Annotated in this window: 20 protein-coding genes, 1 tRNA gene and 1 pseudogene; 16 read left to right on the top strand and 6 right to left on the bottom strand. The window is 75.4% G+C overall.

All coding sequences use genetic code 11. The annotated features are described in order from the left end of the window. The first annotated feature begins 14 nt into the window (after nucleotides 1–14). Genes pstC through pstB form a run of 3 tightly spaced genes read left to right on the top strand, consistent with a single transcriptional unit; the run spans nucleotide 15 to nucleotide 2,819 of the window. Nucleotides 15–1,028, top strand: coding sequence for a phosphate ABC transporter permease subunit PstC (gene pstC / locus K5O09_RS02410; protein ID WP_222171282.1), 1,014 nt, complete (start codon nucleotides 15–17; stop codon nucleotides 1,026–1,028). A gap of 1 nt (nucleotide 1,029) precedes the next feature. Further along, nucleotides 1,030–1,998 (top strand): phosphate ABC transporter permease PstA, encoded by a 969-nt coding sequence (pstA, locus tag K5O09_RS02415; RefSeq protein WP_222171283.1) that lies wholly within the window; start codon nucleotides 1,030–1,032, stop codon nucleotides 1,996–1,998. Between the two features lie 41 nt (nucleotides 1,999–2,039). Continuing rightward, complete coding sequence (gene pstB / locus K5O09_RS02420) at nucleotides 2,040–2,819, top strand: phosphate ABC transporter ATP-binding protein PstB (protein WP_222171284.1); 780 nt, start codon at nucleotides 2,040–2,042, stop codon at nucleotides 2,817–2,819. A 141-nt stretch (nucleotides 2,820–2,960) separates the two neighbouring features. Here pstB and K5O09_RS02425 read toward each other — a convergent pair whose 3' ends face one another. Next, nucleotides 2,961–3,452, bottom strand: coding sequence for a hypothetical protein (locus K5O09_RS02425; protein WP_222171285.1), 492 nt, complete (start codon nucleotides 3,450–3,452; stop codon nucleotides 2,961–2,963). Nucleotides 3,453–3,853: 401 nt separating this feature from the next. On the opposite strand from K5O09_RS02425, the gene K5O09_RS02430 reads away from it, so the two are divergent. From K5O09_RS02430 to K5O09_RS02455, 6 genes are all read left to right on the top strand, one after another. After that, entirely contained in the window at nucleotides 3,854–4,336 is a 483-nt protein-coding gene (locus tag K5O09_RS02430; RefSeq protein WP_013769765.1) for a CarD family transcriptional regulator, read from the top strand. A gap of 21 nt (nucleotides 4,337–4,357) precedes the next feature. Next, nucleotides 4,358–5,074: a 2-C-methyl-D-erythritol 4-phosphate cytidylyltransferase gene (gene ispD, locus K5O09_RS02435; protein ID WP_222171286.1), complete on the top strand. Its 717-nt coding sequence runs from the start codon at nucleotides 4,358–4,360 to the stop codon at nucleotides 5,072–5,074. Beyond that, nucleotides 5,071–5,562: a 2-C-methyl-D-erythritol 2,4-cyclodiphosphate synthase gene (gene ispF, locus K5O09_RS02440; RefSeq protein ID WP_222171287.1), complete on the top strand. Its 492-nt coding sequence runs from the start codon at nucleotides 5,071–5,073 to the stop codon at nucleotides 5,560–5,562. Before ispD ends, ispF begins: the two co-directional genes overlap by 4 nt. Before the next feature lie 131 nt (nucleotides 5,563–5,693). Further along, a complete protein-coding gene (cysS, locus tag K5O09_RS02445) occupies nucleotides 5,694–7,136 on the top strand; it encodes a cysteine--tRNA ligase (RefSeq protein WP_222171288.1) in 1,443 nt (480 codons plus the stop codon). Continuing rightward, the gene (gene rlmB / locus K5O09_RS02450) at nucleotides 7,136–8,128 is read left to right on the top strand and encodes a 23S rRNA (guanosine(2251)-2'-O)-methyltransferase RlmB (protein WP_222171289.1); all 993 of its coding nucleotides are present in this window, start codon (nucleotides 7,136–7,138) and stop codon (nucleotides 8,126–8,128) included. The genes cysS and rlmB overlap by 1 nt, the downstream gene beginning before the upstream one ends. Before the next feature lie 102 nt (nucleotides 8,129–8,230). Further along, nucleotides 8,231–8,713 (top strand): pyridoxamine 5'-phosphate oxidase family protein, encoded by a 483-nt coding sequence (locus tag K5O09_RS02455; protein WP_222171290.1) that lies wholly within the window; start codon nucleotides 8,231–8,233, stop codon nucleotides 8,711–8,713. Nucleotides 8,714–8,746: 33 nt separating this feature from the next. Here K5O09_RS02455 and K5O09_RS02460 read toward each other — a convergent pair whose 3' ends face one another. The 5 genes from K5O09_RS02460 to K5O09_RS02480 all read right to left on the bottom strand — a co-directional run bounded on the left by K5O09_RS02460 (nucleotide 8,747) and on the right by K5O09_RS02480 (nucleotide 15,260). Continuing rightward, nucleotides 8,747–10,018: a DUF4032 domain-containing protein gene (locus K5O09_RS02460; protein WP_222171291.1), complete on the bottom strand. Its 1,272-nt coding sequence runs from the start codon at nucleotides 10,016–10,018 to the stop codon at nucleotides 8,747–8,749. An 83-nt stretch (nucleotides 10,019–10,101) separates the two neighbouring features. Then, nucleotides 10,102–11,226, bottom strand: a complete 1,125-nt coding sequence (locus tag K5O09_RS02465; RefSeq protein WP_222171292.1) for an ABC transporter ATP-binding protein — start codon at nucleotides 11,224–11,226, stop codon at nucleotides 10,102–10,104. A gap of 173 nt (nucleotides 11,227–11,399) precedes the next feature. Beyond that, nucleotides 11,400–12,965 (bottom strand): PQQ-binding-like beta-propeller repeat protein, encoded by a 1,566-nt coding sequence (locus tag K5O09_RS02470; RefSeq protein WP_222171293.1) that lies wholly within the window; start codon nucleotides 12,963–12,965, stop codon nucleotides 11,400–11,402. Nucleotides 12,966–12,974: 9 nt separating this feature from the next. Next, nucleotides 12,975–13,814 (bottom strand): trehalose-phosphatase, encoded by an 840-nt coding sequence (otsB, locus tag K5O09_RS02475; protein WP_222171294.1) that lies wholly within the window; start codon nucleotides 13,812–13,814, stop codon nucleotides 12,975–12,977. A 12-nt stretch (nucleotides 13,815–13,826) separates the two neighbouring features. After that, nucleotides 13,827–15,260, bottom strand: a complete 1,434-nt coding sequence (locus K5O09_RS02480) for a trehalose-6-phosphate synthase (RefSeq protein ID WP_222171295.1) — start codon at nucleotides 15,258–15,260, stop codon at nucleotides 13,827–13,829. A 233-nt stretch (nucleotides 15,261–15,493) separates the two neighbouring features. Between K5O09_RS02480 and K5O09_RS19050 the strand changes: the two are divergent. From K5O09_RS19050 to K5O09_RS02505, 7 genes and pseudogenes are all read left to right on the top strand, one after another. Continuing rightward, nucleotides 15,494–16,027 (top strand): annotated as a pseudogene (locus K5O09_RS19050) (serine/threonine-protein kinase); the annotation flags it as partial. A 485-nt stretch (nucleotides 16,028–16,512) separates the two neighbouring features. Then, nucleotides 16,513–17,406: a hypothetical protein gene (locus K5O09_RS19055; protein ID WP_255596429.1), complete on the top strand. Its 894-nt coding sequence runs from the start codon at nucleotides 16,513–16,515 to the stop codon at nucleotides 17,404–17,406. Between the two features lie 46 nt (nucleotides 17,407–17,452). Beyond that, nucleotides 17,453–18,001: a hypothetical protein gene (locus tag K5O09_RS19060; protein ID WP_255596430.1), complete on the top strand. Its 549-nt coding sequence runs from the start codon at nucleotides 17,453–17,455 to the stop codon at nucleotides 17,999–18,001. 36 nt (nucleotides 18,002–18,037) lie between these two features. Further along, nucleotides 18,038–18,892, top strand: a complete 855-nt coding sequence (locus K5O09_RS02490; RefSeq protein ID WP_222171297.1) for a thioredoxin domain-containing protein — start codon at nucleotides 18,038–18,040, stop codon at nucleotides 18,890–18,892. A gap of 101 nt (nucleotides 18,893–18,993) precedes the next feature. After that, on the top strand, nucleotides 18,994–20,277 hold the full coding sequence (locus tag K5O09_RS02495; RefSeq protein WP_222171298.1) for an MFS transporter: 1,284 nt from the start codon (nucleotides 18,994–18,996) through the stop codon (nucleotides 20,275–20,277). 43 nt (nucleotides 20,278–20,320) lie between these two features. Beyond that, nucleotides 20,321–20,394 (top strand) — tRNA-Thr (locus K5O09_RS02500). Nucleotides 20,395–20,468: 74 nt separating this feature from the next. Then, nucleotides 20,469–21,320: an SAM-dependent methyltransferase gene (locus K5O09_RS02505; protein ID WP_222171299.1), complete on the top strand. Its 852-nt coding sequence runs from the start codon at nucleotides 20,469–20,471 to the stop codon at nucleotides 21,318–21,320. Nucleotides 21,321–21,428: the final 108 nt, after the last annotated feature.

Below are 21,428 nucleotides of genomic sequence, written 5' to 3' on the forward strand. Positions count from 1 at the left end.
CCCCTGGAGACAGTGTGACCAGCACCCAGCCCCGCACGGGGACCCCTCGGCCGGACACGGACCCGGCCGCTGCCGCCGCCCGCCGCGGGCGCAACCGCCCCGCGGACCGTGGCGGCAGCCGTGTGTTCCGGTGGCTCGCCACCGGGGCCGGCGTCCTGATCCTCGTGATCCTCGCCGCCGTCGCCGTGTTCCTCGTCCAGCGGGCGTGGCCCGCCCTCAGCGCGGACCCGGCCGACCTCGCGGACACGGTGAGCTGGTTCCCGGAGGACACGTCCCTGCTCGGCTTCGTGGGGCCGCTGGTCTTCGGCTCGCTGCTCGCCGCGGCTCTCGCCCTGCTGCTGGCGACGCCGGTCGCGATCGGCATCGCGCTGTTCATCTCGCACTACGCCCCGCGGCGTCTCGCGACCGCCCTCGGCTACGTGGTCGACCTGCTGGCCGCCATCCCGTCGGTCGTCTACGGCCTGTGGGGCGGGCTCGTGCTCAGCCCGCTGGTGCAGCCGCTGTGGGCGTTCCTGGGGGAGTACCTCGGCTGGATCCCGTTCTTCGCCGGTGCCGTCTCCCCGACGGGCCGCGTGATGATGACGGTCGGCGTGGTGCTGGCGGTGATGATCCTGCCGATCATCACGGCGATCTGCCGCGAGGTGTTCCTGCAGACGCCGCGCCTGCACGAGGAGGCCGCCCTGGCCCTCGGTGCGACGCAGTGGGAGATGGTGCGGATGGCCGTGCTGCCGTTCGCGCGCTCCGGCATCGTGTCCGCCGCCATGCTCGGCCTGGGCCGCGCGCTCGGCGAGACCATGGCCGTGCTGATGATCCTGTCGCCGGGGTTCCTCTACTCGTTCCAGCTGCTCGCCGCGGGCCAGCAGCAGACCATCGCCGCGAACATCGCCGCCCAGTTCCCGGAGGCGAACCAGACCGGCGTCGCCACGCTCATCGCGACCGGCCTGGCGCTGTTCGTCATCACCCTGGCCGTGAACATGGCCGCCCGCGCGATCGTCGCGCGGCGCAAGGACTTCTCGGGGGCCAACTGACATGACCGCCACCACCCCCGCGGCACCCGCCGGCCCGGCGGCGGACGGCTCCGCCACGCTGCGCGAGCTGCTGCAGACCACCGACCGGCGCCGCCGGCGCACCGACGTCGTCATGCGCGTCCTGGTCACCGCGGCGTTCCTGCTCGCGATGCTGCCGCTCGTCTCGCTGACGTGGACCGTGGTGTCCCGCGGCATCGGCCGGATGAACGCCGACTTCCTCCTGTACTCCATGCGCGGCGTCTACGGCGGCATGGACGCGGGCGGCATCTACCACGCGATCGTCGGCACCCTGCTGATCACGTTGTTCGCGACGCTCATCTCCGTGCCGATCGGCCTGCTCGCCGCGATCTACCTCGTCGAGTACGGGCGCGGCGCCCTGGCCCGGCTCATCACGTTCCTCGTCGACGTCATGACCGGCATCCCGTCGATCGTCGCCGGCCTGTTCGCCTACGCCCTGTTCGCGCTCATCTTCGGGCCCGGCGTGCGGATGGGCCTCGTCGGCTCCGTCGCGCTGTCGGTGCTGATGATCCCCGTGGTCATCCGCTCCAGCGAGGAGATGCTCCGGCTCGTGCCGAACGAGCTGCGCGAGGCGTCGCTGGCCCTGGGCGTGCCGCGCTGGCTCACGATCATCAAGGTCGTGCTGCGGACCTCCGTCGCGGGCCTCACCACCGGCGTCATGCTGGCGATCGCCCGCGTCATCGGCGAGACCGCGCCGCTGCTGCTCACCGTCGGCGTCGTCGACTCCATCAACACCAACCTGTTCGACGGCCGCATGATGACGCTGCCCGTCTACGTGTACCGGCAGTACGCCCAGGGCCTCGTGCCGTGCTCCGCCGACGACCTGGCGTGCGTCCCCGACATCACCCTCCAGCGGGCGTGGGCGGCGGCCCTCACCCTGTTCCTCATCGTCATGCTGCTGAACCTCGTGGGACGCCTCGTCAACCGCTGGTTCGCACCGAAGGCCCGCTGACCTCCCCGACCTCCCCTTCTGACCCGGCAAGGAGACGACCGATGGCCCAGCGCATCGACGTCAAGAACCTGAACATCTTCTACGGCTCGTTCCGCGCCGTGGCCGACGTGGACATGACCATCGAGCCCCGTTCGGTCACCGCGTTCATCGGCCCGTCCGGCTGCGGCAAGTCGACGTTCCTGCGCACCCTGAACCGGATGCACGAGGTGATCCCCGGCGCCCGCGTCGAGGGCACCGTCGCCGTCGAGGGGGTCGACCTGTACGGCTCGGACATCGACCCGGTGGCGGTCCGCCGCCAGGTCGGCATGGTGTTCCAGCGTCCGAACCCGTTCCCGACCATGTCGATCGCCGAGAACGTGCTCGCGGGCATCCGCCTGAACAACCGCCGGATCTCGAAGGGGGACGCGAACGACCTCGTCGAGCAGTCCCTGCGCGGGGCGAACCTCTGGAACGAGGTGAAGGACCGCCTCGACCGGCCCGGCTCCGGCCTGTCCGGCGGTCAGCAGCAGCGGCTGTGCATCGCGCGGGCCATCGCGGTGAAGCCGCAGGTGCTGCTCATGGACGAGCCGTGCTCGGCGCTCGACCCCATCTCGACGCTCGCGATCGAGGACCTCATCGCGGAGCTGAAGTCGCAGTACACGATCGTGATCGTCACGCACAACATGCAGCAGGCGGCGCGCGTGTCCGAGAAGACGGCGTTCTTCAACATCGCGGGCACGGGCCAGCCGGGGCGGCTGATCGAGATCGACGACACCGCGACGATGTTCTCGTCCCCGAAGGAGCAGGCGACCGAGGACTACATCTCGGGCCGCTTCGGCTGACGGGCCGTCCCCGGGCGACAGCAGCCCCCGCCCGGTCACCGGGCGGGGGCTGCTGTCGTCTGCTGTGGCGCACCCGCGTCCGCGTGCGACGGGGACCGGTGGGGCCGGCGGGGTGGTCCTGGGCGCCGTCCCCGCGGGCCCTCAGGCGCCGGTGCCGCCGTCGGCCGCCGGCACGAGGTCGGCGTACTCCGGGAGCGTGCCGTCGAGCACGGGCACGGGGACGCCGACCTCGCCGTCGGTGCCGGTGCTGAGGGTCACGTCGGCGACCGCGCCGGGCGCCGCGGGCGTCGTGAGCACGACCTCGTCCCCGTCGGAGCCTCCGAGCAGGACGGTGTCGCCGGCGGGCAGCCACACGCGGGCGCTCTCCTCGCCGAGGGCGACCGTCACCGTCACACCGTCGTCGCCGCGGTTCGACAGCGCTCCCTGCAGGGCGCCCGGGGCGTCGGCGTCGGCGGCCACCAGCAGGAGGTTCTCCGCGGTCACGGTGCCGAGCGTCGCCCGCACGCCGTCGGACGCCGAGTACGCGTCCATCGACGTGATCTCGTTGGTGGCGGAGCACCCGGTCAGGGCGGCCGCCAGGACGACGACCGCGCCGGCGAGGACGGGACGGGTGGACGTGCGGCTGCGGGCCACGGTGACTCCTCGGGTGTCGGGACGACGGGGGCGCGCTGCGGTGCGCGGACGCTCGGGCGCACGCGGGGGCGTGCGGTGCTGAGCCTACGTGGGCGGGGTGCGGGTCCGCACGACCCCGCCGCCGGGGGGAGTCGGCAGGGCGGTCGGCCGGGGCTCCCGTGCGAGGAGCCGGCCCGACGGGCGGCGGGCGGCCGTCGCCGCAGGTCACAGGGCTCGTGAGCGCGGTAGAGGCCTGGTCGGAGACTAGCCACGACCGGGCGCGGATGCGCGCGCTGCGCCCGGCGTGTCGGACCCCTGACGAGGTCGGCAACGCTCTGACCTGCGCAAACGTCGGAGATCTCCACCAAGTCCCCCCGAGTCCGCGTGATAGACTGGGCTTCCGCGAAAGGGGACACCTGCAGATGACTTTCACTGTTGGGGAGACTGTTGTCTACCCGCACCACGGTGCAGCGCTGATCGAGGAGATCAAGACCAGGACCATCCGCGGCGAGGACAAGATCTACCTCAAGCTGAAGGTCGCCCAGGGTGACCTGACCATCGAGGTGCCGGCGGAGAACGTCGACCTCGTGGGTGTGCGTGACGTCGTGGGCCAGGAGGGCCTGGACCGGGTGTTCGAGGTGCTGCGCGCCCCGTACACGGAGGAGCCGACCAACTGGTCCCGCCGCTACAAGGCGAACCTGGAGAAGCTGGCGTCCGGCGACGTCATCAAGGTCGCCGAGGTCGTGCGCGACCTGTCCCGCCGGGACGCCGACCGCGGGCTGTCCGCGGGCGAGAAGCGCATGCTCGCGAAGGCCCGGCAGATCCTCGTCTCGGAGCTCGCGCTCGCCGAGCACACCGAGGAGGAGAAGGCCGAGGCCATCCTCGACGAGGTGCTCGCGTCCTGACCCCGCGCTGACCACGCGCGCATGTCGACCGCCGCGATCCTCACCGCCGCCGGCAGCGGGACGCGCCTCGGGCTGCCCGGGCCCAAGGCGCTGGCCGAGGTCGGCGGGGCCCCGCTCGTGCGGCACGCCGCGCACCGGCTGGCGGCGTCGGGCGTGATCGCGTCCGTGGTGGTGACCGTGCCGCCCGGGTGCACCGACGCGTTCCGGGCCGCGCTCGGCGACGTGGGTGTGCCCGTCGTCCTCGTCGAGGGGCAGGCGGCGTCCCGGCAGGCCTCCGTGGCCGTCGGGCTCGCCGCTGTGCCGCCCGAGGCCGACGTGGTGCTCGTGCACGACGCGGCTCGTGCGCTCGCCTCACCCGCGCTGGTCCGGTCCGTGGAGCGTGCCGTCCGGGCGGGGCACCCGGCGGTCGTCCCGGGGCTGCCCGTGACGGACACGGTCAAGCAGGTCGGCGAGTCCCGCGACGGCGCCGCGCCCGTCGTCGCGACGGTCGAGCGAGCCGCGCTGCGTGCGGTGCAGACCCCGCAGGGGTTCGACCGGACGCTGCTCGACGCGGCACACGCCGCCGGGGCGCACCGGGCCACGGACGAGGCCACCGCGGCGACCGACGACGCCGCCCTCGTCGAGGCGCTCGGCGAGCAGGTGTGGGTCGTTCCCGGCGACGAGTCCGCCGCCAAGATCACGACGCCGCGGGACCTGGCGGTCGCGGAGCTGCTCGCGCGCGCCGAGGTGCCGGCGTGAGCGGGCTGCCGCGCACCGGCGTCGGCGTGGACGTCCACGGCTACGACCCCGACCCGGCTCCCGGCGCGGTCCTGCACCTCGCGGGCCTGGCCTGGCCCGGCGAACGCCCGCTCGCGGGGCACTCCGACGCCGACGTCGCCGCGCACGCCGCCGCGGACGCGCTGCTGTCCGCCGCCGCGGTGGGTGACCTCGGCTCGGTGTTCGGGACGTCGCGGCCCGAGTGGGCGGGAGCGGCGGGGACCTCCCTGCTCGCCGAGGCCGCACGGCTGGTCCGCGAGGCGGGGTTCGAGATCGGCAACGTCGCCGTCCAGGTGATCGGCACCAGGCCGCGCCTCGGCCCCCGGCGCGCCGAGGCGGAGGCCGTGCTGTCCGCCGCTGCCGGGGCACCGGTGTCGGTGTCGGCGACGACCACCGACGGTCTCGGGCTCACCGGCCGGGGGGAGGGCGTCGCCGCGATCGCGACCGCCCTGGTGGCCCCGCGCGCCTGACGCCACGCGGGCGCGCGGCTGACCGCGCGGTCGATCGGTCGGCACCCGGAGCCCGCGCGCGAGTCGCGCGCCCGGTCCGGGTCACCGGCCGGCACCGCCGCCGGCACCGGCCCCCGGTAGCCTTGACCCTCGTGAGCCTGCGCCTGTTCGACACCGCCACCCGCGAGGTGCGCGACTTCGTCCCCGTGGTACCGGGCCGGGTCGGCATCTACCTGTGCGGCGCGACCGTGCAGGCACCGCCGCACATCGGGCACGTCCGCTCCGCGGTGGCGTTCGACGTGCTGGTCCGGTGGCTGCGGCGCACCGGCCACGACGTCACGCTCGTGCGCAACGTCACCGACATCGACGACAAGATCCTGGCCCGCTCCGCGGAGGCCGGTGTCCCGTGGTGGGCGTGGGCGATGCAGAACGAGCGCGCGTTCACCGCGGCGTACGACGCGCTCGGTGTGCTGCCCCCGACGTACGAGCCGCGCGCGACCGGGCACGTGCCGGCGATGGTCGCGCTCATGCAGCGACTGGTCGACACCGGCCACGCGTACGTCGCGGCCGAGGGGGACGTGTACTTCGACGTGCGCTCCTACGCCGACTACGGCTCGCTGACCAGCCAGCGGCTCGACGACATGGCGCCGGCCCCCGACGGCAGGGCGGACGACAAGCGCGACCCGCACGACTTCGCGCTCTGGAAGGCGTCGAAGCCCGGCGAGCCCGCCACGGCCGCCTGGGACACCCCGTTCGGTCGCGGCCGCCCCGGCTGGCACCTCGAGTGCTCCGCGATGGCGCAGCGCTACCTCGGCGACACGTTCGACATCCACGGCGGCGGCCTGGACCTGCGGTTCCCGCACCACGAGAACGAGCAGGCGCAGTCCCGCGCGGCCGGCTACGGGTTCGCCCGGTACTGGCTGCACAACGGCTGGGTGACGCAGTCGGGCGCGAAGATGAGCAAGTCGCTCGGCAACGGGCTGCTGGTCGACGTGCTGCTGGAGACGGTGCGCCCGGCCGTCGTCCGGTATGCGCTCACCGCGGTGCAGTACCGCTCGATGCTGGAGTGGACCGCCGACACGCTCGTCGAGTCGGAAGCCACGTGGGACCGGCTCGCCGGCTTCGTGGAGCGTGCTGCCGAGCGTGTCCCGGGCGAGGTCACCGCCGCCGAGCTCGCCGCCGCGGAGCTCCCCGCCCCGTTCGCGGCCGCGCTCGACGACGACCTCAACGTGCCCGCCGCGCTCGCGGTGGTGCACGAGCACCTGCGGGCCGGCAACACCGCGCTCGCCTCCGGGGACGACGTGGCGGTCCGCGCGGAGCTGGTCTCCGTCCGGGCGATGCTCGACGTGCTCGGGCTCGACCCGGCGAGCCCGCAGTGGGCCGCCGGCACCACCGACGACCGCCACGCGGCCGCCCTGGACGCGCTCGTGCGCGCCGAGCTGGACGCCCGCGCCGCCGCGCGTGCCGCCCGGGACTGGGCGACCGCCGACGCGATCCGTGACCGACTCGCGGCCGCCGGGGTGGCCGTCGAGGACTCCGCCACCGGCGCGCGCTGGTCCCTGGCCGCGCGCCCCACCACCGAGGACGAGGACTGATGGCCGGCAACTCCCAGCGCCGAGGCGCGACCCGCAAGGCGGGTTCCAAGAAGGGCGCGACCGTCGGATCGGGCGGCCAGCGCCGTCGCGCGCTCGAGGGCCGCGGCCCGACACCGAAGGCCGAGGAGCGCGAGTACCACCCGGCGGCGAAGCGGAAGGCCGCGGCCGAGCGGCGTCAGTCCGCCGCCGGGCGGGCGGGCCGGCCGACCGGCCGCGGCGGCTCCGGAGGGGGGCGCAACCGCAGCGGGTCCGTCACCGAGGTCGTCGCGGGGCGGAACTCCGTCGTCGAGGCCCTGCGTGCCGGCATCCCCGTGTCCGCCGTGTACGTCGCGACCCGGCTCGAGGGCGACGACCGCACGCGGGAGATCCTCCGGACCGCCGCCGACGAGGGCTACCCGCTGCTCGAGGTCACGAAGCCGGAGCTCGACCGCATGACCGACGGGGCCGTGCACCAGGGCGTGGCCGTGCAGGTACCGCCGTACGACTACGGCGACGTGGAGGACCTGCTCGACGTCGCGGCGGCGAGCGACCGTGCCCCGCTGATCGTCGCGCTCGACGGAGTCACCGACCCCCGCAACCTCGGAGCGGTCCTGCGCTCCGCGGGCGCCTTCGGCGCGCACGGCGTGCTGGTGCCCGAGCGCCGCTCGGCCGGTGTGACGGCGTCCGCGTGGAAGGTCTCCGCCGGCGCCGCCGCCCGCGTCCCGGTGGCGCGGGCCACCAACCTGGTGCGGGCGCTGGAGCGGCTGCACGAGGCGGGCTGCTTCGTGGTCGGCCTCGACGGCGGCGGCGACGTCGCGATGGGCGACCTCCCGTACGCCACCGACCCGCTCGTGCTCGTCGTGGGGTCCGAGGGCAAGGGCCTGTCGCGGCTGGTGCGCGAGCACTGCGACGCGATCGCCTCCATCCCGATCGCCTCGGAGGTCGAGTCGCTCAACGCCGGCGTCGCGGCCGGCATCGCGCTGTACGAGGTCGCCCGGCACCGCGCGTCCTGACGCCCGGCCGGCGCGCGGGTCCCGCCGCGCGCCGGTCCCGCCCGGCGGCCCCGCGCGCCGCCCTGGCGTGCGACCCGGCCGCCCGCGACGGACGATGGAGGCATGACCGACCACGACACCGCCGTCCGGACCGTCGCCGACTTGCTGCGCGAGCAGCGCCTGGGCGTGCTGACCACGCTCGCGCCCGACGGGACCCTCGTCGCGCGCCCCATGGCGCTGCAGGAGGTCGAGTTCGACGGGGACCTGTGGTTCTTCGCGGAGCGCGGGTCGCGCAAGCTCGCGCACGTCGCGTTCGAGCCGCGGGTGAACGTCGCGGTCGGGTCCGGCGCCACCTGGGTCTCCGTCGCCGGGACCGCGGAGCTGGTCGACGACGTCGAGAAGAAGCGCGAGCTGTGGAGCGCCGGCGTCGAGGCGTGGCTCCCCCAGGGCCCGGAGTCGGAGGAGGCGGTGCTGCTCCGGGTGCGGGCGGAGTCCGCCGAGTACTGGGACGCGCCGGGCGGGCGGCTCGCGACGCTGCTCAGCTTCGTCCGGGCGAAGGCCCGCGGCGAGCGCCTGGAGGGCCAGAACGAGCGCCTGGACCTCTGACCCGCCCGGAGGCGGGGGCGGCGCGCCGGTGCGTCAGTCCCGGACGACCGGGATGACGTCCGTGTCCTCGCGCAGGTCGGCGGGGGAGACGCCGAGCACGGCCTCCTCGTCCGGCCGGTTCGGCAGGATCGTCGCGATGTAGGACCGCACGGCCTCCTGCATCGGCACGTCCCGCCGCTCCTGCTCGGACAGGAACCACCGGTGGTCGAGCAGCTCGTGGTAGATCTGCGCGGGCTCGAGCTTGGGGCGCAGGGCGCGCGGCACGGCCCGGACGGCGGGCTCGAAGACCTCCGTCAGCCAGTCGTGGGCGACGAACGTCTCGTCGTCGTTCTGCCGGTCGGTCGCGGCGCGGAACTGGTCCAGGTCGTTGAGCAGGCGGCGGGCCTGGTTCTCCTGGACGTCCAGGCCGGTGAGCCGCATGAGCCGCCGGGAGTGGTGGCCGGCGTCGACGACCTTCGGCTGGATGCGCACGGACGTGCCGTCGATGTCGGTGGTGATGTCGAGCTCGCCGACGTCGAAGCCCAGGTCGTTGAGCCGTTCGATGCGCGCCTGCACGCGCCACCGCTCGTCGAGCCCGAACCACTCGGAGCTGGTCAGGGCCGTCCAGAGCTCGGTGTAGCGCTCCGCGAGCATGTCGCCGATCGCGACCGCGTCGACCTCTTCCTCGAGGAACTCGCCCGCCTGCAGGTCCATGAGCTCGCCGATGATGTTGACGCGCGCGACCTCCAGGTCGTACCCCCGCTGGCCGTCGGTCAGGCTGTCGTGCAGGTCGCCGGTCTCGGCGTCGACGAGGTACGCGGCGAACGTCTCGGCGTCGCGCCGGAACAGCGTGTTCGACAGGGACACGTCGCCCCAGTAGAAACCCGCGAGGTGCAGCCGGACGAGCAGCACCGCGAGGGCGTCGATGAGCCGGGTCGCGGTGTCGGGGCGCAGCGACTGGCTGAACAGCGCGCGGTAGGGCAGCGAGAACCGCAGGTGCTTCGTGATGAGCACGGCCTCGAGCGGCTCGCCGTCGGGGGAGGTGCGACCGGTGATGACGCCGACCGGCTCGACGCTCGGCACATCGAGGCGGCCGAGCTGGCGCAGCAGCTCGTACTCGCGGTACGCGACCGTCTCGCCGATCTCCTTGATCGCGATGACGCGTCCGGACAACCGGGCGAACCGCACCGTGTGCCGGGAGATGCCTCGGGGCAGCGCGGCGAGCTGGTCCGCGGGCCAGTCCGCCAGCGGGACGTCCCACGGGAGGTCGAGCAGGGCGGGGTCCGGCGCGGCCGCGGTGATCTGCAGGCGCGTGCGAGGGGTCATGGGGTCGATTCTCCCATCCGACGACGAAGGGGCGGGGCCGGTGGTGTGCCGGCCCCGCCCCTCCGAGGTGGAGATGTCGTGCGTCAGACGGCGATGCGCTCGCCCGAGCCGGCGTGGAACAGGTGCTGCTCGCCGGTGCGGATGCGGACCCAGATCTTCTCGCCCTTGGCGGGGACCTGGCGGGGGTCGACGCGCACGATGACCTGCGCGTCGCCGGCGCCCGAGTGGACCTCGGCCGCGCCGGTCTCGCCGACCAGCGAGCCGTACACGAACGCGTCGGAGCCGAGCTCCTCGACGATGTTCACGACCACCGGCAGCGCGTCGGGCGTGCCCTCGGGGACGACGTCGAGCGACTCCGGGCGGAAGCCGATCGTGATGCTGTTGTTGTCGTCCGCGGCCAGGGTGTCGAGCGCGGTGCGCGGCACGGCGATGCCGGCCGAGCCGACCGTGGCGACGCCGTCGACGATCGGGAACGTGCCGATGTTCATGGCCGGGGACCCGATGAAGCCGGCGACGAACACGTTGGCCGGGGTGTCGTACATGTCGCGCGGCGTGCCGACCTGCTGCAGGAGGCCGTCCTTGAGCACCGCGATGCGGTCGCCCATGGTGAGCGCCTCGGTCTGGTCGTGGGTGACGTAGACCGTGGTGACGCCCAGGCGGCGCTGCAGCGAGGCGATCTGGGTGCGCGTCTGGACGCGGAGCTTGGCGTCGAGGTTCGACAGCGGCTCGTCCATGAGGAACACGCGCGGCTGGCGCACGATCGCGCGGCCCATGGCGACGCGCTGACGCTGACCGCCGGAGAGCGCCTTCGGCTTGCGGTCGAGGTACTGGGTGAGGTCGAGGATCTTGGCGGCCTCCTCGACGCGGGTGCGGATCTCGGCCTTGGGGGTGCCGGCGATCTTGAGGGCGAAGCCCATGTTGTCCGCGACCGTCATGTGCGGGTACAGCGCGTAGTTCTGGAACACCATCGCGATGTCCCGGTCCTTCGGCTGGACGTCGGTGACGTCGCGGTCGCCGATGAGGATGCGACCGGCGTTGACGTCCTCGAGGCCCGCGAGCATGCGGAGCGAGGTCGACTTGCCGCAGCCGGAGGGGCCGACGAGGACGAGGAACTCGCCGTCCTCGATGTGGAGGTCGAGCGCGTCCACCGCGGGGCGCTCGGTGCCCGGGTACACCCGGGTGGCCTTGTCGAACGTGACCGTAGCCATGCGTGATCAGTCCCTTCACCGGCAGGTACGTGCCGGACGATCCGTCGTGAAGAGTGTCAGTGTGTCTTCGCTGACACGGCTCGAGGGAGGTCGGGTGACCCCCCTCGGTCCACGGACATCAAACCACACCTGCGTGCGGCGGTGGGACGTCGGTCACACCCTCGGCGACCTGATCAGTTCAGGACCAGCACGTCCTCCGGGCCGAAGCCGAGCAGGTCGCCGTGCCAGGCCCACACGCCCTGCACGGAGTCGGGCAGGCGCGTGGCCCACACGAGGGCGCCGGTGCCGAGGTCGAACGCCAGCAGCGTGCGCGAGGATGCCGCAGCTGGGCCCGCGTCCTGGCCCGCAGCCGTCTCGACCGGCGTCCCGGCGGCGGTCACCTCGAGGGTCGAGGCGAGCGCGAGCACGGAGCGGCCGTCGGTGAGCAGCCCGCCGTACGCGGTGAGCAGCGGCGCGGGCGTCCGCCACACCTCGCGGCCCGTGGCGACGTCCACCGCCCACAGCGAGCCGCGGTCCTGCCCGTACAGCGTGCCCTCGAGCAGCACCACGCCCGTGTCCAGCCACATCGGCCGGGCGAGCGTCCACAGCGGCCGGTCGCGGGCGACGTCGTAGCCGACGAGCTCCCGGCCGTGCTCGCCGGCGGCGACGACGAGCTCGACCTCCGCCTCGCTGCCGTCGTCCACGAGCAGCGTCACCGGGGCGCCGGGCAGCGTCGCGACGGTGCCGCCCCCGCCGTCGAGCACCCGCACCGGGTAGCCGGGCGCGGTCAGGTGACCGGAGCGCGTCAGGTGGAGGAGCTGCGAGCCCGCGCTCTCCAGCTCGCCGTCGCCGGCGGACAGGACCCACGCCCCCAGCGCGCCCTGCACGATCACGCGACCCCGGTCGACGTCGACGGACGGGGGGTAGGTCAGCGCCTCCCGGGTCAGCAGGGCGGGGTCGACGGGGACGCGGGTGCGCCAGCGCGGCTCGCCGTCCAGGGCGTCACCGGCCTCCCAGGCCGTCACGACCAGCGTCGAGCCGGTCACGGACGCCAGCACGTGCACCGAGCCGTCACCGTCCCAGCCGGAGACGGGCGGAACGGGGCGCGACCCGAGAGGGTGGCCGGTGCCGGCGTCGAAGGACATCAGCCGCCCGGACTCCGGCGGTCCGGCGACCCCGCCGTCGTCACCGGCGGCGACCGCGAGCGCCGACCGGTCGAGCACGACGCAGTCGACCACGGCGGCCGGGCCGGCGTCGCCGGCGCAGAGCGGGTACTCCGCGCCCAGCCCGGGGGCCGCGTCGGTCGTCGCCCGCGCCTCGAGCGACGCGCGCCAGACCGTCTCGCCCTGCGCGTCGACCGCGATGAGCTCGCGGGGGTCCTCCCAGGTCGGCTGGGCGGGCCCGACGCGTAGCCCGTCCTCGGTGGCGACCCCGCTGAACACCACCGGCGCGACGTCGTCCGACAGCCGCCGGGTCGGTGCGAGGGCGGGGGAGACGGACCGCAGCACGCCGTCGACGCGCTGCCGGGCAGCGACGTGGGACTGCTCGTGCGCGGCGACCACGGCCTGGGTGCCCGCGAGCGCCGCCAGCACACCCACCGGGAGCGGCCACCAGCGGCGCAGCAGACGTCGCCGGCGGGCGAGCCGTCGACTGCGCTCGGCCTCGGCGGCGGGGTCGTCCGCCGGCGGTGCCAGGGCGTCCGCGCCGGTGCCGACGTCGACCAGCTCGACGTCCTGCATGGCGGCGCGGTCGCCCCTCATGGCCGCAACCTACGCCCCGGTGGCGCTCGCCGCCCCGCGGGTGCCGGGCGCCGGGCGGTCGTCCGGTGCGCCCGCCACGGCCGCCGCGAGCCCGGACAGCAGCGCCGCGAGCTCCTCGGGGTCCGCGACCCGGAACCGGGCGGTGGTCGCCCCCTCGCCGACCTTCACCGTCACGTCGGCCGGGCCCAGCGCCCGGAAGGCGTGCTCGTCCGTCACGTCGTCGCCGGCGTAGACGACCGCGCCGGCGTGCAGCTCGTCGCGCAGGGCCGCGAGCGCCGCGCCCTTGTCGGCGTCGAGCACGGACACCTCGACCACCTTCTTCCCGTGCAGCGTCACGGAGCCGAGGCGCTCGCCGACCGCCAGCGCCTCGGCCTCCGCCAGGTCGGCGACGTCGGGGTCGGCGAGCCGGGTGTGCACGGCGGCCGCGGCGGGCTTGGTCTCCACCCAGACGCCGTCCCGGCCGCGGGCCACCGCCTGGAGCTCGCCGCCGAGCGCCGCGAGCCGGTCCGCCTGCTCGTCGGTCAGCGCGATGACGTCGCGGTCCAGCCCGTGCTCGGTGACGCGCGCCCGCTCGGCCCCGTGGCTGCCGATCAGCACGGTGCCCGGGGGCACCTCCGCGAGGCGGTGCAGGTCGACCATCGCCCGCCCGGAGACGAGCGCCAGCCGCACCCGCTCGGGGCTGCCCGCCAGGGAGCGCAGCGCGGCTGCCGCCCCGGGCAGCACCCGGGAGAGCTCGGGGTCGTCCTGGAGCGGCGCGAGGGTGCCGTCGAAGTCGAGGGCGAGCAGCAGCGGCGGCCCACCGGGGTCGGGTACGGCCCCGAGCAGGGCGGTGCGCAGGTCGTCGGTCACGCGGGGTCCTCCTCAGACGTGCTGGTCGCGCACCGGCACGGCCGTCAGCACGGACAGGAACGAGTCCGACCAGTGGGCGACGTCGTTCTCCAGCACCCGGCGCCGGAGCCGCCGCATGCGCTTGCGCGCCTCGCGCGGGTCGATGTTCGCCGCGTGCTGGATGGCGTTCTTCAGGCCGGCGATGTCGTGGGGGTTCACGAGGATGGCCGCCCCGCCGAGCTCGTCGGCGGCGCCGGTGAACTCGCTGAGCACCAGGGCGCCGCGGTCGTCCGAGCGCGCCGCGATGTACTCCTTGGCGACCAGGTTCATGCCGTCGCGCAGGGCGGTCACGAGCATGACGTCCGCCGCGAGGTAGAGCGCCGCCATCTCCTCCATCGGGTAGGAGTGGTGCATGTAGTGGATCGGCGGGTGGCCGAACTCGCCGAACTCGCCGTTGATCCGGCCGACCAGCACCTCGACGTCGTCGCGGAGCTGCTGGTAGGCGCCCACGTTCTCGCGGCTCGGCGACGCGACCTGGACGAGGGTGGTGTCCGGGACCGTCATGCGCCCGTCCTCGAGCAGCTCGCCGAACGCCTTGATGCGGTGCCGGATGCCCTTCGTGTAGTCCAGGCGGTCGACGCCGAGCAGCAGCACCTTCGGGTCGCCGAGCTCGGTGCGGATCTCCTTCGCGCGCTGCTGCACCTCGGGCGTGCGGGCGAGCCGGTCGAACGCGCGCGAGTCGATCGAGATCGGGAACGACGCGGCGCGCACGTGGCGCTGCACGCGGCCGTCCGGACCGGTGAGCGTGATCATCTGCCCGCGGGTGGTCCGGTCGGTCAGGCGGCGCACCGCCCGCACGAAGTTCGCCGCGTCGCCGCCGCGCTGGAAGCCCACGAGGTCGGCGCCCAGCAGCCCCTCGACGACCTGGAGCCGCCACGGGAGCTGGACGAAGATCTCCAGCGGGGGGAACGGGATGTGGTGGAAGTACCCGATCCGCACGTCCGGGCGCAGCTCCCGCAGGTACGCCGGCACCAGCTGGAGCTGGTAGTCGTGCACCCAGACCGTCGCGCCCTGGGCCGCCTGGGCGGCCGCGGCCTCGGCGAACCGGCGGTTGACCCGCTGGTACGCGTCCCACCACTGCCGGTGGAACGTCGGCGGCTGGATCACGTCGTGGTACAGCGGCCACAGCGTGTCGTTCGAGAAGCCCTCGTAGTAGTCGCGCAGCTCGTCCTCGGTGAGCTGCACGGGCACGAGGCGCATGTCGTCGGCGTCGAACGGCTCGAGCTCCAGGTCGGCGGAGCCACCCCAGCCCACCCACGCGCCGTCGGACCGCTGGACCACCGGCTCCAGGGCGGTCACGAGGCCGCCGGGGGAGCGCGTCCAGCTCGGGTTTCCGTCGTCGTCCAGGGTCACGTCCACCGGCAGGCGGTTCGCGACGACGACCAGGTCGTAACCAGCAGATGTCACGGATCCATCAGCTCCTTGGTGTCGACCTGACCCTAACGTGACCTTCTCGGTCCCGCCCGGGAAACGTCGGACGACAGGTGACGGCCCCCGGCGGCGGCTTCACCGGGACACCGCGTGCCGACCCCGCGCGCCGCGGGGGCGGCGGCTACCGTGCCCGCATGGAGCGCATCGGCCTGGCACCGGGCGCCGAGATCGGCGGGTACACCATTCTCGCGCCGCTCGGCTCCGGGGGCATGGGCACGGTGTACCGGGCCGTCGACGGCGGGGGTACGCCGGTCGCCCTGAAGCTGCTGCACCCGCACATCGGCGCCGACCCGACGTCGCGCGAGCGGCTGCGGCGGGAGGTGCTCGCCCTCCAGCGGCTGCGGCACCCGGGGGTCGCCGCGGTGCTCGACGCGGAGGCCGACTCGACGGAGGCGTTCCTCGTCACGGAGCTGGTGCCCGGTGAGGACCTCAGCGAGCGCGTGCGCCGGCGGGGGCCGCTCGACGCCGCCGCGCTGCACCGGCTGGCCGAGGGGCTGCGGGACGCGCTCGCGGCCGTGCACGCCGCCGGGGTGGTGCACCGCGACCTCAAGCCCAGCAACGTCCTCGTCACGCCGGACGGCCCCGTGCTCATCGACTTCGGCATCGCGCAGTCGGTCGACGAGACCCGCGTGACGTCGACCGGCTTCGTCGTCGGCACGCCCGGGTACCTGGCCCCGGAGCTCGTGGACGGGGCGGAGCCGACGCCTGCGACGGACTGGTGGGGGTGGGCGGCGCTGCTCGCCTTCGCCGCGACCGGGCGCGCGCCGTTCGGCACCCGGCCGCTGGAGGCCGTGCTGGTGCGCACCCGGTCGGGCGACGCCGACCTCGCGGGGCTCGGCCCCGTCACCGCCGGCGCGCTGTGGGACGCGCTCGCCGCCGACCCCGCGGACCGCGCGCAGCCGGACGAGGTGGTCGCCGCGCTCGCGGAGGCGCAGCGGCGGGGGGAGCGGTACTCGCCTGAGGCGGCGACCGTCGCGCTCGGCACGGTCGTGCCGTCCCCGCCGCCCGCCGCGACCGCCGCGGGCAGCACGGTGGCCTTCCCTGCCGCGGACGCGACGCCGACGGTCGTGCAGGCGGCCGGGACCGGGCCGGTGCCGCCCGCGGTGCTGCCGGCGACGGGGACCGCCGCGACGGCCGCATGGCCCGCCGGCCCGCCGACCGACCCGACGCAGGCGCTGCCCTCCGGCACCGCCGCCGCGGGACCGGCCGGGACCGCCGCGACGCAGGCGTGGCCGCGCTCCGACGGCCGGCGGTCGTCGCGCCCGCCGAGGCGCCGGTGCGGGACGGGGCGACGCGGGCGTTCGCGCCGCCGTCCGTCGCGCCCGCCGCCGCGGGGCCGTCCGGGGAGCAGGCGTGGCCGGGTGCGGCGGGCCACGACGGTGCCGCCCCGGGAGGCGCGTGGCCGGGAGGTGCGGGGCCTGACGGTGCGTGGCCCGACGGTGCGTGGCCCGACGGTGCCGGGCCGGCGGGCGCGTGGCCGGACGTCGACCCACAGCCCGCCCCCGCGCCGCCGCGTCGCGCCGGGACGCTGCTCGCGCTCGGCCTGCTCGCCGTCGCGGGCGCGGCGCTGGCCCCGGGCTGGACGCTCGTCGCGCTGCTGCCGCTGCTGCTGCTGGCGCGCACCGTCGGGTCGGCGGCCCGCGCGGTCGCCCGCCGGCGGGAGCGCGCGGGCGCCCGGCGCAGCGACACCCTCGTGGCCGTCGCGTCGAGCCCCTGGCACCTGCTGCGGGCGCTCGTCACCGGTCTGCCGTCGCTGCTCGTCGCCGCGAGCGTGGTGGTCATCGTGCTCGGCGTGGGCTGGTGGCTGGTCGGCACGGGGACGCTCGAGGCCGGCCCGCTGCGCGCGGGCGACGACGGGCCGGCGCCGGACGCGGTGCCCGTCCTGCTCGCGGTCGCGGCGGTCGCGGCCCTGGTCGCGCTGTGGGCGGGGCCGTACGCCCGCGACACCCGCGACGGCGCCCGTCGGCTGCTCGCCGGGGTGGCGCCCGGACGCGGCGGGGCGGCGGCGGTCGTCGTCGTCGCGCTGCTGGCCGCCGGCGTGCTCGTGGCGCTGGCCGCCGGGGGGACGGCCGTCGACTGGACGCCGCTGCCGGAGCCGTCGCTGCCCACCGTGGGTGGCTGACGCGCCGCCCCGGGAACGCCCGGCCCGACCCCGTACCCTGTGCCCCATGACCGGGGACGACCGAGGCCGCGTACCGGGCCCCGGCGTGCCCGTGGGCGTGGTCGTGCGCCGCACCCGGACGCACCTGCCGGCCGTCCTCGTCGCGCTTGCCGCGCTCGCCGTGCTCGCCGCCGGGACGACCACGGGCGCGGCGCGCGTCGTGCTCCACCAGTGCGTGCGGCTCGACGAGCCGCTGGCCGCGATCGGCATCCGCCTCTCGCTGCTGCAGGACGTCGCGGACTGCCCGACGGGGACGCTCGCCGTCACCCCGGACCCGTCGCACGGGGCCGTGCTCACCTTGGGGCTCGTCCTCCCGGTGCTCGCCGCGCACACCGCCCTGGCCACGGCGGGGGCGGGCATGACCGCACTGCTGCTCCGCCTGGCGGGCAGCGCACGCCGTGTCCTCGGGGCCGTCGTCCACGCGCTGCCCCGCCCGGCCGGCCCGCAGCCGGCAGCCACCCCGCAGCCCGTCACGTGGCGGGCCGAGAGCTCCCGCCCCGCACGGGTCCCACGCGAGCGGCACCCTCACCGTGGCCCTCCGGTGGCGCTCGCCTGAGCCCACCACCGGACCACCACGAGAGCAGGACCACCCATGAGCAGCACGACCCCCGGCAACGGGAAGCAGACCAAGAACCAGCGGCGTGACGCCGCCCGGGAGCAGGCGCGGGTCCTCCGCGAGCAGCAGGCCAAGCGGGACCGCCGCAACAAGATCGTCGGCATCAGCGCCCTGAGCGTCGCGGTCATCGCGCTCGGCGGCGTCGTCGTCTGGCTCCTCAACCAGGGCTCCAGCGGCGAGGGCCTCCCGGAGTACGCGGACACGCCCCTGAGCGAGGTCACGGACGCGCCGAGCGTCGCCCTGGAGGACGGCGGCATCCCGGTCGGCGCCGACGGCGTCGGCTCGGACGTCGACGAGGACCTGGCGCGCGTCGACGTGTACCTCGACTACATGTGCCCCGCCTGCGGCGCGTTCGAGGAGACGAACGGCGACAACCTCATCTCGCTCGCGTCCGACGGGCAGGCCACGGTCGTGTACCACCCGATCGCCATCCTCAACCGGTACTCCAACGGCACGGGCTACTCGACCCGGGCGGCGTCGGCCGCCGCCCTCGTCGCCGAGCAGGCGCCCGAGGCGTTCTCCGTGTTCAACGAGCAGATGTTCGCGGGCCAGCCCGACGAGGGCACGTCCGGTCTGACGAACGACGAGATCGCGGACATCGCGAGCGACGCGGGCGTCCCCGACGCCGTCACGTCCCTGATCTCCGACGGCACCGCGCTCGACCGGTTCGGCCAGTGGGTCACGTCGGCGACCAACGCCGCCTCGGCGAACCAGGACCTCGTGAACCCGCAGTCGGGGAGCTTCGGCACGCCGACGATCCTCGTGGACGGCACCGTCTGGACCGAGAACTGGACCGACCCGTCGGCCCTGCTCCAGGCCGTCGCGGGCTGATCCCCCGGGTCCCCGCGGACCGCCCGCCCTCAGCGCCCGGCGCAGGGGGCGGGCGGTGCGCGTCCGGGGTCGCGCCGCCGCGGCACGTAGGCTGAGCGCTCGTGCCCTCCCTGCTCGTGGACCTGACGCCGCTGCGCGTCAGTCCCGAGTTCCGGCGGCTGTGGTGGGGCCTGTCCGTGGCGAACCTCGGCGCGCAGCTGACGGTCGTCGCGGTGGGGCTCCAGGTGTACGAGCTGACCCGCTCCACGTTCTCCGTCGGCCTGGTCGGGCTCTGCGCGCTGGTGCCGCTCGTCGTCTTCGGGCTGTACGGCGGCGCGATCGTCGACCACGCGGACCGCAGGACGGTCGCGCTGGTGGCCTCCGCGGTGAGCTGGGTCGCGACCCTCGGGCTCGCGGTGCAGGGGTGGGCGGGCAACGAGCACGTCGGCGTGCTCTACGCCCTGGTGGCGGTGCAGTCCGGCGCGGGGGCGGTCAACAGCCCGGCACGGTCGGCGATCATCCCGCGGCTGCTGGAGCCCCGGCTCATGCCCGCCGCGAACGCCCTGCAGACCGTCGGGTGGAACGTGGCGCTGACGCTCGGGCCGCTGCTGGGGGCCGGGCTGGTGGCGGCGCTCGACTACGGCGTCGTCTACACCGCCGACGCGCTGCTGTTCACGTTCGCCTTCACGGCGCTGCTGCGGCTGCCCCCGATCCCGCCGGAGCCGTCCGGGACGCGGCGGGCGCGCGCCGGGCTCGCGTCGGTGCTCGACGGCCTGCGCTACCTCGGGACCCGGCCGAACGTCCGGATGACGTTCCTCGTCGACCTCATCGCGATGATCACGTCCTCCCCGCGCGTGCTGTTCCCGGCCGTCGGTCTGGTGTACCTCGGCGGCGGCGAGACGACCGCGGGCGTCATGACCGCCGCCGTGGCCGCCGGCGCGATGCTCGCGGGGGTGTTCTCGGGCGGGCTCGCGCGGGTGCGCTGGCAGGGCCGCATCATCGTGCTCGCCATCACCGTGTGGGGGTTCGCGGTCGCGGGGTTCGGCCTCGTGCTGGTGCTCGCGGGGCGCTCCCACCCGGACGACGTCCTGTGGTGGTCGCTGGCGCTCGCGGTCCTCACGCTCGCCGCCGCCGGCGCCGCGGACGCCGTCAGCGCGGTGTTCCGGCAGACGATCCTGCAGACCGCCACGCCCGACGACATGCGCGGCCGGCTCCAGGGCGTGTTCGTGGTGGTCGTCGCCGGCGGTCCGCGCCTGGGCGAGCTGCTGCTCGGCGCGGTGTCGGAGCGCCTCGGGGAGGGAGGCGCGGCCCTCGTCGGCGGCTTGGCGTGCGTGGTGCTGCTGTGGGCGCTCGTGCGGTGGCAGCGCGGGTTCTGGCGCTACGACGCCCGCGACCCGCAGCCCTGACGCGCCGGTAGGCTGGCCCCGCGCGACGCTGCGGCGCGCGCCCGCCTCCTTAGCTCAGCTGGCCAGAGCAGCTGTCTTGTAAACAGCAGGTCGTCGGTTCGAATCCGACAGGGGGCTCCGATCCGGTCCGATGGGGCCGACCGACGGCGCGCCTCCTCGCCCCGGGCCGTCGGCCGTGGTAGGTGGTTGAAGTGACAGCACATCCCGCTCCCAGCCCCACCGCCCTCATGTCCGCCGCCGCCCGGGCGGCGCACCCCCTGGTGGACGACGGTCCACCGCTGCTCGTCGACGAGCAGGCGCCCCTGCTGTGCGCCGCCGCCGGGTCGCCGGGGCCGCTCGACTACCAGCGCGCCGCGCCGCGCGAGCCCGTGCTCGCCGCCGCCCGGTTCTCGGCGGTGGTCCGCAGCCGGTTCGCGGAGGACCGCGTCCGCGCCGCGAGGACCGCGCAGGTCGTCGTGCTCGGCGCCGGCCTGGACACCGCGGCGCACCGCCTCGGGCCGGACCGGACCGTCTGGCTGGTCGACCTGCCGGGTGTCCTCGCGTGGCGGGCGGGGATGCTGGCCGCCGCGGGGATCCGTGAGGTCGGCCGGCCCGTCGGCGCGGACCTCGCGGGGGACGGCCTGGCCGACGCCCTCGTGGCCGCGGGGTTCGACCCCGGACGACCGGCGGCGGTCGTGTGGCTCGGCACGACCATGTACCTGCCGAGCGAGGCGGTGCGGCGGGTGCTGGACCGGCCGGGGCTGTGGGCACCCGGCTCGCACGTGGTGCTGGACCACGTGCTGCCGCCCGGTGAGCGGGACGACGCGGGCCGGGCGTACGCCGCGGCGCTGGCGGCCGTCGCGGGCGGGTCGGGGGAGCCGTGGCGCTCGTCGGCGACAGCGGACGAGGTGGCCGCGCTGCTCGGGGCCGCCGGCTGGCAGGTCGTCGAGGCCGTCGACGAGGGCGACGCGGTCCCGTCCGGGTTCTGGCCGGACCGGGGGGCCGCCCGGCCCGACGGCCTGCGGCGGCAGCGCCTCGTGCGGCTCGTGCACGCCGAGCGCTGATCCGCGGACGCGGCGCGAGGTCGTCACGTGCGGACGAGGTCGTCAGGCGGACCTGACGACCTCGTGCCGACGTGACGACCTCGCGGGGCCGGGCGGGGTCGGCCGGGC

It is taken from the genome of Cellulomonas sp. C5510 (assembly GCF_019797765.1).
GTDB lineage: Bacteria > Actinomycetota > Actinomycetes > Actinomycetales > Cellulomonadaceae > Cellulomonas.